The following is a 15,445-nucleotide window of genomic DNA, read 5'->3' on the forward strand; positions in this document are numbered from 1 at the left end:
CGAAATCTCCTCTCGGCACCTACAGAGGAGCACGAAATGCCCGAACCGGGATCAGCCAACTACCTCGATGAAGCAGAGCTGGCGGCGTTGGACGCGCATTGGAGGGCCGCGAACTACCTGGCCGTTGGCCAGATCTACCTGATGGCCAATCCTCTGCTCCGTGAGCCATTGAAGCCGGAGCACATCAAGCCTCGGCTGCTGGGCCACTGGGGCACCTCGCCCGGTCTGAATCTCGTCTACACCCACCTCAACCGGGTGGCCCGGGACCATGGGAAGGACACCATCTGCGTCTGGGGCCCCGGCCATGGAGGACCGGCCATCCTGGCCAACTCATGGCTGGAGGGCACGTATTCCGAGACGTACCCGGACGTGAGCCGGGACGCGGAGGGTATGGCGCGCCTGTTCCGCCAGTTCTCCTTTCCGGGGGGCGTGCCCAGCCATGTAGCCCCGGAGACTCCGGGATCGATCCACGAGGGGGGTGAGCTGGGGTATTCGCTCTCCCATGCCTACGGCGCCGCACTGGACAATCCCGGCCTGCTGGTCGCCTGCGTCATAGGCGACGGGGAGGCGGAGACCGGGCCGCTGGCTGCGTCCTGGCACTCCAACAAGTTCCTCGACCCGGTCCACGACGGAGCGGTCCTGCCGATCCTGCACTTGAACGGGTACAAGATCGCCAACCCGACCGTGCTCGCGCGCCTGCCCAGGGACGAACTCGACGACTTTCTCCGGGGCCTGGGCCATGACCCGCTGCATGTCGAAGGCAATGACGCACTTCAGGTGCACAGCGCCATGGCATGCGCCATGGACACCGCACTCGATCGCATCAGCGCCATCCAGCACGGCGCCCGCGAAGAGGGCGTCACCCAACGCATGCGCTGGCCGATGATCCTGCTGCGCACGCCCAAGGGATGGACCGGGCCGACCGAGGTCGACGGCGTACAGGTGGAAGGCACATGGCGCGCGCATCAGGTGCCACTGTCCTCCGTACGCGAAAACCCGGACCACCTCAGGCAGTTGGAGGAGTGGCTGCACTCCTACCGGCCGGCGGAACTCTTCGACGATCGCGGCCGCCCGCGCGAGCGGGTGCTGGAGTGTGTGCCCGCCGGCCCTCGCCGTCTCGGGGCCAGCGTGCACGCCAACGGCGGCCTGCTCGTACAGGACCTGCCGATCCCGCCGCTGGAACGGTACGCCGTTCCGGTCGACAAGCCCGGTACGACCCTGCACGAGCCCACCCGGGTCCTGGGCGACCTGTTGGAGGGGGTCATGGAGAACACCGCCGAGCGTCGGGACTTCCGTCTGATGGGGCCGGACGAGACGGCCTCGAATCGTCTGCAGGCCGTGTACGGAGCGACGGGCAAGGCATGGCAGGCGCGGACCCTGGAGGTCGACGAACACCTGGACCGCCACGGCCGGGTGATGGAGATCCTCTCCGAACACACCTGCCAGGGCTGGCTTGAGGGCTATCTCCTCACCGGCCGCCACGGGCTGTTCTCCTGCTACGAGGCGTTCGTCCACATCGTCGACTCCATGGTCAACCAGCACATCAAGTGGCTGCGCACCTCACGGCGCCTGCCCTGGCGCCGCCCCATCGCCTCACTGAACTACCTGCTCACCTCGCACGTATGGCGGCAGGACAGCAACGGCTTCTCCCACCAGGACCCCGGCTTCATCGACCACGTCCTCAACAAGTCACCCGAGGTCGTGCGGGTCTACCTGCCACCGGACGCCAACACCCTGCTGTCGGTGGCCGATCATGTGCTGCGCTCCCGCGACTACGTCAATGTCGTCGTCGCCGGAAAGCAGCCCTGCTTCGACTGGCTGACCCTCGAGCAGGCCCGCGGACACTGTGCCCGCGGTGCCGGAATCTGGGACTGGGCAGGCGCAGAGAATGAGAGCGGGGAGCCCGATGTCGTCCTCGGCTGCGCGGGCGACGTCCCCACTCTGGAAATCCTGGCCGCCGCTCAGTTGCTCCGCCGGCACCTGCCCCACCTGGCCGTACGCGTCGTCAACGTCGTGGACCTGGCTCGGCTGCTCCCCAAGGGGGAGCACCCGCACGGCATGCCGGACGCGGAGTTCGACGCGCTGTTCACCTCCGACAAGCCCGTCATCTTCGCGTACCACGGATACCCGTGGCTGATCCACCGCCTGGCCTACCGGCGCGCCGGGCACGCCAACCTGCATGTGCGCGGCTACAAGGAGGAAGGCACCACCACCACGCCCTTCGACATGGTCGTGCGCAACGACCTCGACCGGTACCGGCTCGTCATGGATGTCATCGACCGCGTCCCCGGGCTGGCGGTACGCGCCGCCACAGTCCGACAGGAGATGGCGGACGTCCGTCTGCGCCACCACGCCTGGATTCGTGAGCACGGCACCGACCTGCCCGAAGTCAGCGAATGGAACTGGAACAGCTGAGCGCCCCGGCGTTGGTCCGTGATGTCGGAGACAGGACGCTGATGCACCCCAGCTCCAACTGACGCGGTCAAAGCTCCAACTGACGCGGCCAACGCACCCAGCGCCCACTGAGCCAGGCCCGTAAGACCATGAGCACCTTGAAGCAACCGGAGTCACCATGCCCCTTACGTCCGCACCCCTTTCAGGGGCCGCCCGGGCGACAGGTCTCAGTCAGGAGCAGGCATCCCAGCTGCTGGCGGAGTGCGGTCCCAACGAGCTCAGCGAACAGCGCAGGATATCGCTTCGGTCCCGAATCTTCGCTCAGCTTCGTGACCCGCTGATCATCGTGCTGCTGGCCGCCGTGGCACTGACCGTGGTGACCGGGGACTACGCCGACGCAGTCGTCATCTGTGTGGTCGTGCTCTTCAACACCACCGTCGGGGTGGTGCAGGAGGTGCGCGCCGACAATGCGGTCGCTGCCCTCTCCGCCATGACCGCGCCTGCCGCACGAGTACTGCGCGGCGGGACGGAACAGGAGGTGACCTCGTCAGCCGTCGTCCCGGGCGACGTGCTGGTACTCGTTGAGGGCGACATCGTCCCCGCTGACGCCGCGCTCACGCAGGCCGCTGCCCTTCTGATCGACGAGTCGGCGCTGACCGGCGAATCCGTACCGGTCGACAAGGACGTCCACGGAACGGATCCGCACACGGGACAACTACAGGCGGGAACAGTCGTACTGCGTGGCCGCGCAGTCGCCACCGTCACCGCCACCGGGCCGCGCAGCGCCCTCGGCATGATCGCCGCCTCGCTGCACCCCCGACAGCAACAGACCCCGCTCCAAAAGCGCCTGGCCGGACTCGGCCGGGTGCTGGCCCTGGTCGCTGTAGCGCTGTGCCTCCTCGTGCTCGTCCTGGGACTGGCGCGCGGCCAGTCCTTGGAGACGATGGCGGTAACGGCCATCAGCCTCGTCGTGGCTGCCGTCCCGGAGTCACTGCCGGCTGTCGTCACGCTCGGCCTGGCGCTGGGCGCGCGGCGGATGGCCGCCCGCAACGCCGTGGTTCGCCGCCTGTCCGCAGTGGAGACCCTCGGATCGGTCACCGTACTGGCTACGGACAAGACGGGCACCCTCACCGAAGGCCGCATGGTCGTCGAACGAGTGTGGACCGCCGCCCATGGCACGGTGACCCTGACGGGCGCGGGGTACGAACCCGTTGGTGAAATTCTCACGACCGGCCGACATCCAGAACCCGCCACCAGGGATGCCGTACGAGAAGTGCTCATCGCAGCGGCGTTGTGCAACGACGCGTCGCTGATTCCGCCCGGGGAAGCAGACGCGCAATGGACCCCGCTCGGTGATCCAACCGAGGCCGCCCTGCTGACCGCCGCCGCCAAAGTGGGCTGCACACCCGACGAGTTGGTGCGAACTCATCCCCGCGTCGACGAGGTGCCGTTCGACAGCCTCCGCAAACGTATGACCACCATCCACCTCACGCCCTCGGGAACGATCGAGATCTACCTCAAGGGCGCACCTGAAATGGTGCTGGACGCCGCGCTTCTGAACGAGAGTCCCGCGTCACTGGAGCATGCGCGTAAGGAGGCCGCCGCCCTGTCCGCCGAGGGCTACCGCGTCCTGGCCATAGCGTCAGGTTCGTCCGCCCGGATTCCTGTCCCGATCGAGGAGTCGGAAAGCGGCTTGCGACTGCTGGGACTGACAGCCATCAGCGACCCGCCCAAAGAAGCAGCCACGGCGACCGTGCAAGCCTGCCGCCGTGCCGGGATCACTCCGGTTCTCATCACTGGAGACCACCCAGCGACTGCCCGTGCGATCGCGGAAAGGGTCGGTATCCTCACGGGAGCCGACGCCACCATGCCGAGCCGCGTGGCCACCGGCAAAGAGCTGGCCGCCGGACAGATCCCGGACCCCACCCAGGTCAGGGTTTTCGCTCGTACCACGCCTCAACAGAAACTGGACATCGTCCAAGCATGGCGCGCTCGCGGAGAGGTCACCGCGATGACCGGCGACGGCGTCAACGACGGCCCCGCCCTGCGGCAGGCCGACATCGGCGTGGCGATGGGCCGTCGGGGAACCGAAGTTGCCCGCCAAGCAGCCGATCTGGTCCTCGCCGACGATGAACTGACCTCGGTGATCTCGGCCGTGGAAGAGGGCCGCCGTGTCTACGCCAACATCCGCCGGTTCCTGGTCTATGCGCTGGCCGGCGGTGCCGCGGAAATCCTCGTTATGCTCATTGGCCCGATGCTCGGACTCGCATTGCCTCTGCGAGCAGGTCAGATTCTGTGGATCAACCTGCTCACTCATGGTCTGACAGGGGTCGCCATGGGCGCCGAACCGATCTCACCCCACGCCATGCGACGCGCGCCGCGCCCGCCGCAGCAGCACGTACTCGGCGACGGGCTCTGGCAGCGGGTACTGCGGCTGTCGGTCCTGGTCACGGCAGCCAGCCTCGCTGCCAGCCTCTGGGTCCGGCACTCCGGCGGCCCGTGGCAGACCGTCCTGTTCATCGCCCTGCTGGCCGCCCAGCTCGGCGTCGCTCTGGGGCTGCGGGAGCGACTGTTCACGCGCCAAAATCTGTTTCTGCCCGCAGCTGTGCTGACTGCGGCGGGGCTGGGCGCTGCCGCACTCTACGTACCCTTCCTGGCAGACCTGTTGGACACCTCATCGCCATCGTGGACCGGTATCGCACTCGCCGCGGCTGCCGGCCTCATCAGCTTCGGCGCAGCGCGCACCGAGAGCTGGTTGGCGAGGACTGCCGACCAGACACCTGCCGCACCGTGAGACAGAACGCCGGTGGACGTCCCGGGCCTCGAATACTTCGACCGCTGGACCGACGTGGCCCGCTTCATCACCCTTCTCCTTGGCGGCGTCCGGGTGGCTCCGTCGCAATAGAAGCCGTCGTCACACCCCGGTGGCCTCGGACCGTACGTAAGGTCCGAGCCCACGGGATCTCGTACGACTGGACGGCTATCACCGACAGGACACGCACTGGTACACGAACTCCACGTCCGGGCACTCCACCGCGCAACACACAACAACGTCGCGATCCTCGTTGAGAGCGCCGGGGTCGAGCGGCGCTTGCTGGACCTGCCCGGCCGAGGCCTCATCGACGCACCGGTCAGCCGGGACCTCCGAGCAGACCAAGATCCGGGCCAATTCCGGGCTATCATCCCTCGTTCGAGACAGATTCGTTTGTTTCTACTGGTCAGGCGAGGTGTCACGCATGTACCACCAGGAGACGAAGAACCTGCTGGTGTCGTACTCGCCGAAGAAGTTGGGCTTCTTCCAAGACAGACAACTGAGTCGCCCGGCATGGAACTTGGCGGACCGGGAGCGCGCCGCCCTGGTCTCGGCGAGCCTGGAGTCACCAGCTCCCGAGCAGGCCGAGGCCCCTGCGTCGCGGCGCCGGGGTCAGCTTCCGGCGGGTGGGTCGGCCAGGATGCCCTCAAGGAGGCCCGGTGGCCTGCCCAACCTCCATGAGACAGCCGTCGTACAGCGCATGTAGCAGCGCAGCTCGGCTCTGCGGTCGATGGGCGGGGTGAGGAGCGAGCGGACGGTGAGCCGCCGGACCACCAGTTCGCAAACGTCATGGGATCGGCACGGGAGGGGCACCGGGTCACCGACGGCGGCCGGGGGCGGACAAGGCGGCGGTGAAGTCGTCCAGGGCCGCGAAGCTGTGGGCACTGACGACGGCGTCGCAGTAGGGCAACGCGGCGGCCATGCCACCGACGAGTGGACGGTAACGGGGGCTGGCAGTACGGGGGTTGACCCAAACGACGCGGTATGCGACGCGGGACAGCCGTGCCATGTGTGTGGCGAGATCGACGGGCGCGCCGGTGTCCCAGCCGTCGGAGACGATGACAACCACGGCGCCGTGCGCCATGCCGCGTCGGCCGAACCGTTCGTTGAACTCCGCGAGGCAGTCGGCTATCCGGGTGCCACCGGACCAGTCCGGGGCCGCCCGACCGGCCCGTGCCAGGGCGTCGTACGGCCCGGCCCGCCGGAAGACGGGCGTGAGGCGGGTGACCCGGGTGGCGAAGGTGAACACTTCGGCCCGGGCTGCGCGCGAGGCGCAGTAGAGCAGTTGCAGCATTGCGCGGGCGTAGGGCTCCATCGATCCGGAGATGTCGCAGAGCACGACGAGATCGCGGGGACGGTTGCGCGGTACGAAGCGGCGCAGCCGCAGGGGATATCCGCCGGTGCGCCGGCTGAGGGCCAGCGTGCGGCGCAGGTCGACCCGCTCGCCGTGGGGGGCGGGCCGGCGCCGACGGGACTGCCGCGTCGGGGTGCGAAGCGCGACGGTGCGCATCATCTCGGCCAGGCGCGCCAGTTCCTCGGCGGACAGGGCCGCGAAGTCGCGGGTGGCGAGATGGTCGAGGGGACTGGCGGCAAGGGGTAGGGCCACCTCCCGCGGCTGCGCGTCGCCCTCCCGGCCGTCTCCGTCCGCGGTTGCCTTCCTGTCGGCGCCGGGGACGGTGCCCGGGAGCGAGCGGGGCGGGTCGCCGGGCTGCCCGCGCCTTGCTCCGCGGTCGGCCGGGCCGCCGAAGACCTCGCGGAAGACCGCGTCGAACGGCTCGATCTGCTCGCGGTCGGACACCAGGGTGGTGAGCGCACAGTGCCGCAACTCGCGCGTCGTCGACGGCGCCAGCAGGGTGAGGGCCCGGGCGAAGCACCGTGTGCGGTCGGGGCCCACCGCGATCCCGGCGTCGCGCAGGGCCGCGCTGAACGAGGCGGCCAGTTCCGGCAGGTCAGGCATCGGTGCCCCGCTCCGCATCGACCAGCTCCGCCAGCCCGGCCCGGCGCACGGCCTGCAGGTCCTCGGCGTACTTGAGCACCGCCCCGAGAGTGCGGTCCGCGGCGTCGGCGTCGAGAACGGAGAGCCCCAGCGCCTGCAGCGCGCCTGCCCAGTCGATCGCCTCGGCGATGCCGGGCGGCTTGGTGAGTTCCTGCCGGGCACGCAGCACCGCCACCCCGTGCGCCACGCGCGCGGCCAGCCACTCGGCCGACTCCGGCACCCGTTTGCGGATGATCGCGGCAACCCGTGCGGTGTCCGGGTACTCGATCCAGTGGTAGAGGCAGCGGCGTTTCAGCGCGTCGTGCAGATCCCGGGTGCGGTTGGAGGTCAGTACCGCCACCGGCGCCACCGTGGCCCGCCGGGTCCCCAGTTCGGGGATGGTGACCGCGGCATCGGCCAGCAACTCCAGCAGGAAGGCCTCGAATTCGTCGTCGGCGCGGTCCACCTCGTCGATGAGCAGCACGGCCGGCCGCGGTCCCGGGTGAGAGATCGCTGCGAGCAGCGGCCGTGGCAGCAGATAGTCCTCGGCGAACAGGTCGGTGTCCCGCAGCGACTCCCCGCGCGATTCGGCCAGCCGGATGGCCAGCAGTTGCCGCGGATAGTTCCACTCGTACAGGGCCTCGGCCGAGGAGAGCCCCTCGTAGCACTGCAGCCGGATCAGCGGGGTGTCGAGGACGGCGGCAAGGGCGCGGGCCGCCTCGGTCTTGCCCACGCCGGGCTCCCCCTCCAGCAGGATCGGCTGCCGCATGCGTACGGCGAGCAGCAGCGCCGTGGCCAGGGCGTCGTCCGCCAGGTAGCCGACGGCGTCCAGCCCCGAGCGCAGGGCGGGGGCATCCGGTACGAGGGCGTCGAGGTCAGGCATGCGCGTAACGGGAAGGGTCGTCGCCGAAGGCGTGCCGGCACACCGGCCCACAGAAGTACGCCGTGTCGCCGTTCCGGTCCAGCGAGAGGGTGGCAGGGGTGATCGCGACGGTCATGCCGCACACGGGATCGACCGCCTCGACGACGGCGGGCGCTCCGACTGCGGCGCGTGCGGGCCGCACGGCCCGGGCGTGCGGGGGCCGCAGCGAGATGATCTCGGCGTACACCGACAGTGCTACCTCCGCCGGGGTGCGTGCGCCGATGTCCAGGCCGGCCGGGGTCCGGACGTGCGCGCGCTGTTCCTCGGTGAGGCCCAGCCCGGCAAGTACCGCCGCGCCGCGCTTCCGGCTGGCCACCAGCCCGATGTACGGAACCCCGGCGCGCACGGCCTCGATCAGCACGGGCTCCTCGTCGCGGCCGTGCGAGGCAACGACGACGACGTCCAGATCGGGCGGCAACGGCTCCCCGGGCGAGGCGGGCCGAGTGTCGAGGCCGAGCACGCGACCGATGTCGAGCAGGGCTCGCGCGATGGGCGCGTGCCCGTAGACGTATACCAGCGCCGGCGGGAGGTTGGCCTCCAGGAAGATGTCGAGCGTCCCGCCGGACAGGCACGGATTGGCCACCGTCACCAGGCCCTGGCCCGTCGCCTGGGCGCCTTCGGCCCCGGCGTCCGCGGCGGCCGTGATCCGCAGCAGCAGCGACTCGCCGGTCTCCAGCAGCCGCAGACCTTGCAGTTGCACCGTTGTCTCGGCGCATGTCCCGCCCACGAAGCCTTCGACGGTGCCGTCGGGCAGCACCAGCGCGCTGTCCCCGGGCTTGGCACTCGTCGGCCGTTCCGCGCGGACGACGGTGGCCAGGACGAACGGGGTCCGGCCGTGCCGGAGTGCGTCCGCGCGGGTCAGCAGTTCGGTGCTCGTCATCACGTGGCCTCAGGTGATCGCCAGGTCGGAGCGCAGCGGCCGGCCCTGGGTGGCCCGCCAGACCGCGGCGGGGGTCAGGGGCATGTCGATGTGGCGTACGCCGAGCGGTTTCAGTGCGTCGACCACGGCGTTGACCACCGCGGCGGGCGAGCCCACGGTGGCCGACTCGCCGACACCCTTCGCGCCGATCGGGTGGTGGGGAGAGGGGGTGACGGTCTCGCCGAGCTCCCAGGACGGACACTCGACCGAGGTCGGCAGGAGGTAGTCCATGAAGGATCCGCCGAGGCAGTTGCCGTCCTCGTCGAAGGCGATGACCTGCATGAGCGCCATGCCGACGCCGTCGGCGAGCCCGCCGTGCACCTGCCCCTCGACGATCATCGGGTTGATCCTGTTGCCGCAGTCGTCCACGGCGATGAACCGGCGGATCTTGACCTGGCCGGTGCCCGCGTCCACGTCGGCCACGCAGATGTAGGCGCCGAAGGGGAAGGTGAGGTTCGGCGGGTTGTAGACGCAGGTCGCGTCCAGTTGGCCCTCGACGCCCTCCGGCAGTTCGAGGGTGGAATGGGCCGCGAGGGCGATCTCGGACATGGTCTTTCCCTGGTCGGGGTCGCCGGTGACGAACCAGCGGCCCTTCTCCCATTCCAGGTCGTCCGGGCTTACTTCGAGCATCGCGGAGGCGACGATCTTCGCGCGCTCGCGCACCTTGCGGGCGACCATCGCGGTTGCCGCCCCGGACACGGGCGTCGAGCGGGATCCGTAGGTGCCGAGCCCGAACGGTGTCTGGTCGGTGTCGCCGTGCACCACCTCGACGTCGTCGGGCGGGATGCCGAGTTCCTCGGCGACGATCTGCGCGAAGGTCGTCTCATGGCCCTGGCCCTGGGTCTGTACGGAGATCCGCAGGACGGCCTTGCCGGTCGGGTGGACGCGTAGTTCGGCGCCGTCGGCCATGCCCAGCCCGAGGATGTCCATGTGCTTTCGGGGGCCGGCGCCGACGGCCTCGGTGAAGAAGCTGACTCCGATGCCCATCAGCTCGCCGCGCTCACGCTTCTCGGCCTGCTCCCGGCGCAGGTCCTCGTAGTGCGCCATGTCCATCGCCAGCCGCAGGGCCCGCGGATAGTCGCCGGAGTCGTACTCCCACCCGGTCTGGGATTGGTACGGGAACTGATCGGGTCGCAGCAGGTTGCGCATCCGCAGCTCTGCCGGGTCCGTGTCGAGCTCGGCCGCGAGCAGGTCGACCATCCGCTCGACCAGGTACACGGCCTCGGTGACGCGGAACGAGCAGGCGTAGGCGACACCGCCGGGCGCCTTGTTGGTGAAGACGCCGGTCACGGTGCAGTGGGCGGCGGCCAGGTCGTACGAGCCGGTGAAGACGCCGAAGAAGCCGGCGGGGAAATTGGACGGCTGCGCGGTCGCGTTGAAGGCACCGTGGTCGGCGATCACACGGACCCGCAGGCCCTGGAGCTTCCCGTCCTTCGTCGCCGCGATCTCGCCGTGCATGTGGTAGTCGCGGGCGAAGGAGGTGCTCATCAGGTTCTCCGAGCGGTCCTCCACCCACTTGACCGGCTTGCCGGTGACGATCGAGCCGACGACCGCGCACACGTAACCGGGGTAGATGCCGACCTTGTTGCCGAAGCCGCCCCCGATGTCGGGGGAGATGATCCGGATCTTCTGCTCCGGGATACCGGCCACCATCGCGTAGAGCGTGCGGTGGGCGTGCGGGGCCTGGGTGGTGGACCACACCGTCAGCTTTCCGGTGATGGCGTCCATGTCCGCGACGGTGCCGCAGGTCTCCAGCGGCGCCGGGTGCACCCGTGGGTAGAGCATGTCCTGCTCCACCACGACGTCGGCGGCCGCGAAGACCTCTTCGGTGCGCTCCTTGTCGCCCACCGACCAGTCGAAGATGTGGTTGTCGGTCTGCTCTTCCTTGTCGTCGCGGATCACCGGTGCGTCCTGGTCGAGCGCCCTGCGGGCGTCGATGACCGGCGGGAGCGGTTCGTACTCCACGTCGATCAGCTCGAGGGCGTCACGGGCCGCGTATCGGTCCTCGGCGACGACGAAGGCGACCTCCTGGCCCTGGAAGCGGACCTTGTCGGTGGCGAGCACGGCCTGGGTGTCGTACGAGAGCGTGGGCATCCAGGCAAGCCCGAGACCGGCCAGAGTCTCCCCGGTGATCACGGCGTTGACCTTCGGGTGCGCCTCGGCGGCGCTGGTGTCGACGGACACGATCCGGGCGTGCGCGAGCGGGCTGCGCAGGACGGCTCCGTGCAGCATCCCGGGCAGTTGGACGTCGTCGACATAGGTTCCGTGGCCGCGGACGAACCGCGCGTCCTCCTTACGGGGCATCCGTCCGAAGCCGACCGGCCGTTCCTCGGTGGTCGTCATGTCCGCACCTCCTCGCGGCCGGACGCCGGTTCGGTGGCCGCGTCGGCGGTATGAGCAGTGCCGCCGTGCTCGGCGGCCCAGCGGATGGAGCGCACGATGTTCTCGTAACCGGTGCAGCGGCACACCTGTCCGGAGATGGCCTCGCGGATGTCCTCCTCGGACGGATCCGCATTGTGGTCCAGCAGCCAGCGGGCGGTCATCATCATCCCCGGCGTGCAGAAGCCGCACTGCAGACCGTGGCAGGCGACGAATCCCTGCTGTACCGGGTCGAGTTCGGCCCCGTGCGCCAGGTCCTCGACGGTCCGCACCTCATGGCCGTCGGCCATCACCGCCAGCACGGTGCAGGACTTGACCGGCGTCCCGTCCAACCAGACGGCGCACACCCCGCAGTTGGAGGTGTCACAGCCCCAGTGGGTGCCGGTGAGCCCGAGTTCGTCGCGCAGGAAGTGCACGAGCAGCAGCCTGGGCTCCACGTCCCGCGTGTGCTGCTCGCCGTTCACGGTCACGGTGATCCGCATGTCACGCCTCCTGCCCCTGGGCGCGGGCGGCGGCGGCGCGCAGCGCCCGCGTGGTGAGCTCCCCGGCCAGATGCCGCTTGTAGTCGACCGGGCCGCGCTGGTCGGCTGTCGGCCGGCATTCCTGCGAGGCGATCCGGCCCGCCTCGACGAAGGCCTCGTCGTCCGGCCGCCCGCCGCGCAGGAAGTCCTCGGCCTGCTCGGCCACGAACCGTCGGGCGCCGACCGCGGTCAGCCCGATACCGGCCTCGGTGATCACCCCGCCCGAGATCTCCAGCACCGCTCCTGCGGCGACGACCGCCCAGTCGCCGACCCTGCGCTCGACCTTGCGGTAGGCGCTGGCATGCGACCGGATGGGTACGCGGATCTCCACCAGAAGCTCCGCATCGTCCAGCGCGGTCTCGTACGGGCCGAGGAAGAACTCCCTGATCGCGATGGAGCGTCTGCCTCCGGGACCCTGGGCGACAAGGGTTGCGCGCAGCGCCGAGAACGCCGCGGACAGGTCCTCCGACGGATCGGCCTGGCACAGCGAGCCGCCCACGGTGCCGCGGTTGCGCACGAGCGGATCGGCGATGACCTGTTCCGCGTCCCGCAGGATGGGGAAGTGCTCGCTGACGACCGGCGAGGCCAGCAGCTCCGCGTGGCGGACCATCGCTCCGACGGCCAGTTCGTGCCCGTCCACCCGGATCAGCGCCAGCTCATCGAGGCTGTTGATGTCGATCAGCGCCTCGGGCTGGGCCAGCCGCATCTTCATCATCGGCAGCATGCTGTGGCCGCCCGCCACCACCCGAGCCTCAGGGCCGTACTGAGTGAGCAGCTCGATCGCGTGATCGAGGCTGGTGGCCTTCTCGTACTGGAACGCGGCTGGAACCTGCATCGGGCCTCCCGGGACGCTACCCCCGACCTGTCGTGATGCTGCGCTCGTCGGCACCAGCCATACAAGGGCTCAATAAGCATTCACTTATCACTGCAAATGCGGGAAAATCAGGTAGTGACCGTCACACAGCTCAGCACCTTCGTGCTGGTTGCCCGGCTCGGTTCGGTGGCCGCTGCGGCGCGGACCCTGAACGTGAGCGAGTCCGCCGTGTCGCAGGCGGTCAGCGCGCTGCGCACCCACTTCGGCGATCCGCTCATCCGGCGCACCAGCGGCGGTGGCATGCGCCTTACGCCCGCGGGGGCGCGGCTCCTGCCGGTCGCGTCGCGAATGGTCGCGCTGAGCGCGGATGCCGAGGCCGCGGTACGGGTGGCGCGGGGTGCGCCCGACGAACTGCGCGTCGTCGCCACGAGCACGCTGGCCGAGTTCGTACTCCCGTCGCTCATGGAGGCCTTCGCCGACCGTGCGGGGCGCCGGACCGAGACCTCCTTCGGGGTGGCAGTCGGCAGCGAGATGCGCGTGCTGGTGGAGAACCGGCTGGCAAATGTCGCGCTCGGGCCGGATCTCGGTGCCGTCCGCGGGGGCGAACTGGTCAGCGAGCCGCTGTTCCGCACCCAGCTGGTCGTGGTGACCGGCGCCAGGGCGCCGCGGCCTCCGGGTCCGCCACCGCTGTGGTCGTGGCTGGTCGACTCATCCGGCACCGATCCGGAGGCGGACTCCGGGCGGCTGCTGCGTCGGCTGGACGTGCCCGAACGGCACGTGTTGGTGTTCCCGAACCAGACCGCGACCTGGGCTGCCGCCGCCGAGGGCGCGGGTGTGGCTCCGGCCGTGGCCCATCTGGTGTCGCCCCGCATCCGGCGTGACGAGCTGTCCATACTGGAAACTTCGGCCACACCGTCGGACGCCACGTGGCACGCCACCGTCCTCCAGCCCGAGCACCGTTCCCCGGCCACCGACGCGTTCCTGCACTTCCTTCACACCCCCGGGGCGACCCGGATCATGGGCGCACCCGGCGCGGGCGTCCCGCCTTCCCAGTTCCGACCCCCGGTGTACGTCACGCTCTGGGGCGGTTGAGATTGGGGCAGGAACGCCCGACGGGCACACCGTCAGGCGGACCCCGGTCTCCCGAGAACGGATCAGGGGCCGTTCACCTTCGGTGGTTGTGGGCTTCGAACCCACGGTGACATCGCTGCGCTGGTCGACATGCGGTCCCATGGTCACCGAGTCATCGTGGAAACGGAGGAAATGCACCCGCCCCACCATTGGGAGAACGCATGGAACGCGAGTACGAACTCACCGGCGAGCAGAAGAAGGCCTACGCAGAAAACGAAGCCGACCTGAGCAACTTCGAGACGCAGATGCGCAACATCCAGGGGACCGCCAACTCACGGCTGGCCGCTGCCAACCTGCGCTTCGACCCCGACGCCCCATACTGCTACCAGTGCCCGTGCGAACAGTTCAAAGGCCCCCAGCACTCCTGCGCCAGGCCCACCTGCGGTCATTCAAGACTCCGCCATAACGGCTTCATCTGAACAGGCATCGCAGCCCTGAACCAAGCCCAGAAAACCCCCTGACGGCCCCACGGGCCACGTAGAGGCGCTGGACGACGGCACCGACCTCCGCCTCGGCGCCACGGTCATCGATCCGTTCCCCCGCCGCCCCTCGCTTCCGGGAGCGGACCGCTCTGGTCCCGGCCCTCCCTCACGGCGTTCCCGGAAAGCCCGACCGCCTCCGAGTGGCGGCGGGTCTTGCTTTATGCGTCCGATGGACCCACACTATGCGTCCATCGGACGCATAGTGAATGAGGCGGGCGTGGACCAGGCAACGAGCACTCACGAGCAGCACAGGACAGGCCCGGCGACGGGGACCGTTCCCGGTGACGGCGGCGGGGACGGGCTGAGCGGCAGTGCGTTCGTCCCGCGGCAGGAGAACCTCGAACTGCCCCTGCCGCCCGTGTTCACCGACCTCGCGCAGGAGCGCGAGCATCGTAAGCAGCGGCTCGCCGGCGCCTGCCGCATCTTCGGCCGCCTCGGCTTCCCCGAAGGGGTCGCGGGACACATCACCGTGCGGGACCCGGAGCACCCGGACATGTTCTGGGTCAACCCGTTCGGCATGTCCTTCCGGCACATCCGGGTCTCCGACCTGATCCTCGTCGACCACGAGGGACAGGTCCGCCACGGCAGGCGCCCGGTCAACCGGGCCGGATTCGTGATCCATTCCGCCATCCACGCCGCACGCCCCGACGTGATCGCCGCCTGTCACGCCCACGCCGTCCACGGGAAGGCCTTCTCCAGTCTGGGACGACTGCTGGACCCGATCACCCAGGACGCGTGCGCCCTGTACGAGCAGCACACCGTCCACCGGGACGGCGCCGGGGCCGTGGTGGTCGACGAGGAGGCCGGCCGGCAGCTCGCCGCGGGGCTGGGGCCGCACAAGGCCGTCATCCACCAGAACCACGGCATCTTCACCGTCGGCGAATCGGTCGACGAGGCGGCCTGGTGGTTCATCTCCATGGAGCGCAGCGCCCAAGCGCAGCTGCTGGCGGAGGCTGCGGGCACTCCGCACCTGATCGACCCCCAGGCCGCCCGGTACACCCGGGAACAGACCGGATTTCCGCTCGCGGGCTGGTTCTCCTTCCAGCCCCTCTGGGACGAGATCGTCCGCACGGAACCCGAACTCTTCGAGTAGGCG

11 protein-coding genes are annotated in these 15,445 nt (G+C 69.6%); 5 read left to right on the forward strand and 6 right to left on the reverse strand.

From position 1 onward, the window contains the following. The first annotated feature begins 36 nt into the window (after window positions 1–36). Window positions 37–2,415, forward strand: coding sequence for a phosphoketolase (locus tag ACH4YL_RS14530; protein ID WP_398507637.1), 2,379 nt, complete (start codon window positions 37–39; stop codon window positions 2,413–2,415). Window positions 2,416–2,572: 157 nt separating this feature from the next. Continuing rightward, complete coding sequence (locus ACH4YL_RS14535; RefSeq protein WP_398507638.1) at window positions 2,573–5,188, forward strand: cation-translocating P-type ATPase; 2,616 nt, start codon at window positions 2,573–2,575, stop codon at window positions 5,186–5,188. Between the two features lie 835 nt (window positions 5,189–6,023). On the opposite strand, the gene ACH4YL_RS14540 is transcribed toward ACH4YL_RS14535, so the two are convergent. From ACH4YL_RS14540 to ACH4YL_RS14565, 6 genes are read right to left on the reverse strand one after another with little or no spacing between them, the layout of a single operon-like run. Then, window positions 6,024–7,163 carry a VWA domain-containing protein gene (locus tag ACH4YL_RS14540; RefSeq protein ID WP_398507639.1) on the reverse strand — a complete coding sequence of 380 codons (1,140 nt, stop codon included), beginning with the start codon at window positions 7,161–7,163 and terminating at the stop codon, window positions 6,024–6,026. Next, window positions 7,156–8,064 (reverse strand): AAA family ATPase, encoded by a 909-nt coding sequence (locus tag ACH4YL_RS14545; RefSeq protein ID WP_398507640.1) that lies wholly within the window; start codon window positions 8,062–8,064, stop codon window positions 7,156–7,158. The genes ACH4YL_RS14540 and ACH4YL_RS14545 overlap by 8 nt, the downstream gene beginning before the upstream one ends. After that, on the reverse strand, window positions 8,057–8,983 hold the full coding sequence (locus ACH4YL_RS14550) for an XdhC family protein (RefSeq protein WP_398507641.1): 927 nt from the start codon (window positions 8,981–8,983) through the stop codon (window positions 8,057–8,059). Before ACH4YL_RS14550 ends, ACH4YL_RS14545 begins: the two co-directional genes overlap by 8 nt. 9 nt (window positions 8,984–8,992) lie before the next feature. Continuing rightward, entirely contained in the window at window positions 8,993–11,365 is a 2,373-nt protein-coding gene (locus ACH4YL_RS14555) for an aerobic carbon-monoxide dehydrogenase large subunit (RefSeq protein ID WP_398507642.1), read from the reverse strand. Next, window positions 11,362–11,883: a (2Fe-2S)-binding protein gene (locus ACH4YL_RS14560; protein ID WP_398507643.1), complete on the reverse strand. Its 522-nt coding sequence runs from the start codon at window positions 11,881–11,883 to the stop codon at window positions 11,362–11,364. The genes ACH4YL_RS14555 and ACH4YL_RS14560 overlap by 4 nt, the downstream gene beginning before the upstream one ends. A 1-nt stretch (window position 11,884) precedes the next feature. Continuing rightward, complete coding sequence (locus ACH4YL_RS14565) at window positions 11,885–12,757, reverse strand: FAD binding domain-containing protein (RefSeq protein WP_398507644.1); 873 nt, start codon at window positions 12,755–12,757, stop codon at window positions 11,885–11,887. Between the two features lie 114 nt (window positions 12,758–12,871). On the opposite strand from ACH4YL_RS14565, the gene ACH4YL_RS14570 reads away from it, so the two are divergent. The 3 genes from ACH4YL_RS14570 (at window position 12,872) to ACH4YL_RS14580 (ending at window position 15,442) form a co-directional block, all read left to right on the forward strand. Next, the gene (locus ACH4YL_RS14570; RefSeq protein ID WP_398507645.1) at window positions 12,872–13,828 is read left to right on the forward strand and encodes a LysR family transcriptional regulator; all 957 of its coding nucleotides are present in this window, start codon (window positions 12,872–12,874) and stop codon (window positions 13,826–13,828) included. Window positions 13,829–14,028: 200 nt separating this feature from the next. Next, window positions 14,029–14,286 carry a hypothetical protein gene (locus ACH4YL_RS14575; protein ID WP_398507646.1) on the forward strand — a complete coding sequence of 86 codons (258 nt, stop codon included), beginning with the start codon at window positions 14,029–14,031 and terminating at the stop codon, window positions 14,284–14,286. 364 nt (window positions 14,287–14,650) lie between these two features. Next, window positions 14,651–15,442, forward strand: a complete 792-nt coding sequence (locus ACH4YL_RS14580; protein WP_398507878.1) for a class II aldolase/adducin family protein — start codon at window positions 14,651–14,653, stop codon at window positions 15,440–15,442. Window positions 15,443–15,445: the final 3 nt, after the last annotated feature.

This window comes from Streptomyces sp. NPDC020681 (assembly GCF_044334895.1).
Taxonomy (GTDB): domain Bacteria; phylum Actinomycetota; class Actinomycetes; order Streptomycetales; family Streptomycetaceae; genus Streptomyces.

Excerpts from the sequence above, each read along its gene's own strand:
- ACH4YL_RS14530 (WP_398507637.1), top strand. The coding sequence starts at position 37 with ATGCCCGAACCGGGATCAGCCAACTACCTCGATGAAGCAGAGCTGGCG.
- ACH4YL_RS14535 (WP_398507638.1), top strand. The coding sequence starts at position 2,573 with ATGCCCCTTACGTCCGCACCCCTTTCAGGGGCCGCCCGGGCGACAGGT.
- ACH4YL_RS14540 (WP_398507639.1), bottom strand. The coding sequence starts at position 7,163 with ATGCCTGACCTGCCGGAACTGGCCGCCTCGTTCAGCGCGGCCCTGCGC.
- ACH4YL_RS14545 (WP_398507640.1), bottom strand. The coding sequence starts at position 8,064 with ATGCCTGACCTCGACGCCCTCGTACCGGATGCCCCCGCCCTGCGCTCG.
- ACH4YL_RS14550 (WP_398507641.1), bottom strand. The coding sequence starts at position 8,983 with ATGACGAGCACCGAACTGCTGACCCGCGCGGACGCACTCCGGCACGGC.
- ACH4YL_RS14555 (WP_398507642.1), bottom strand. The coding sequence starts at position 11,365 with ATGACGACCACCGAGGAACGGCCGGTCGGCTTCGGACGGATGCCCCGT.
- ACH4YL_RS14560 (WP_398507643.1), bottom strand. The coding sequence starts at position 11,883 with ATGCGGATCACCGTGACCGTGAACGGCGAGCAGCACACGCGGGACGTG.
- ACH4YL_RS14565 (WP_398507644.1), bottom strand. The coding sequence starts at position 12,757 with ATGCAGGTTCCAGCCGCGTTCCAGTACGAGAAGGCCACCAGCCTCGAT.
- ACH4YL_RS14575 (WP_398507646.1), top strand. The coding sequence starts at position 14,029 with ATGGAACGCGAGTACGAACTCACCGGCGAGCAGAAGAAGGCCTACGCA.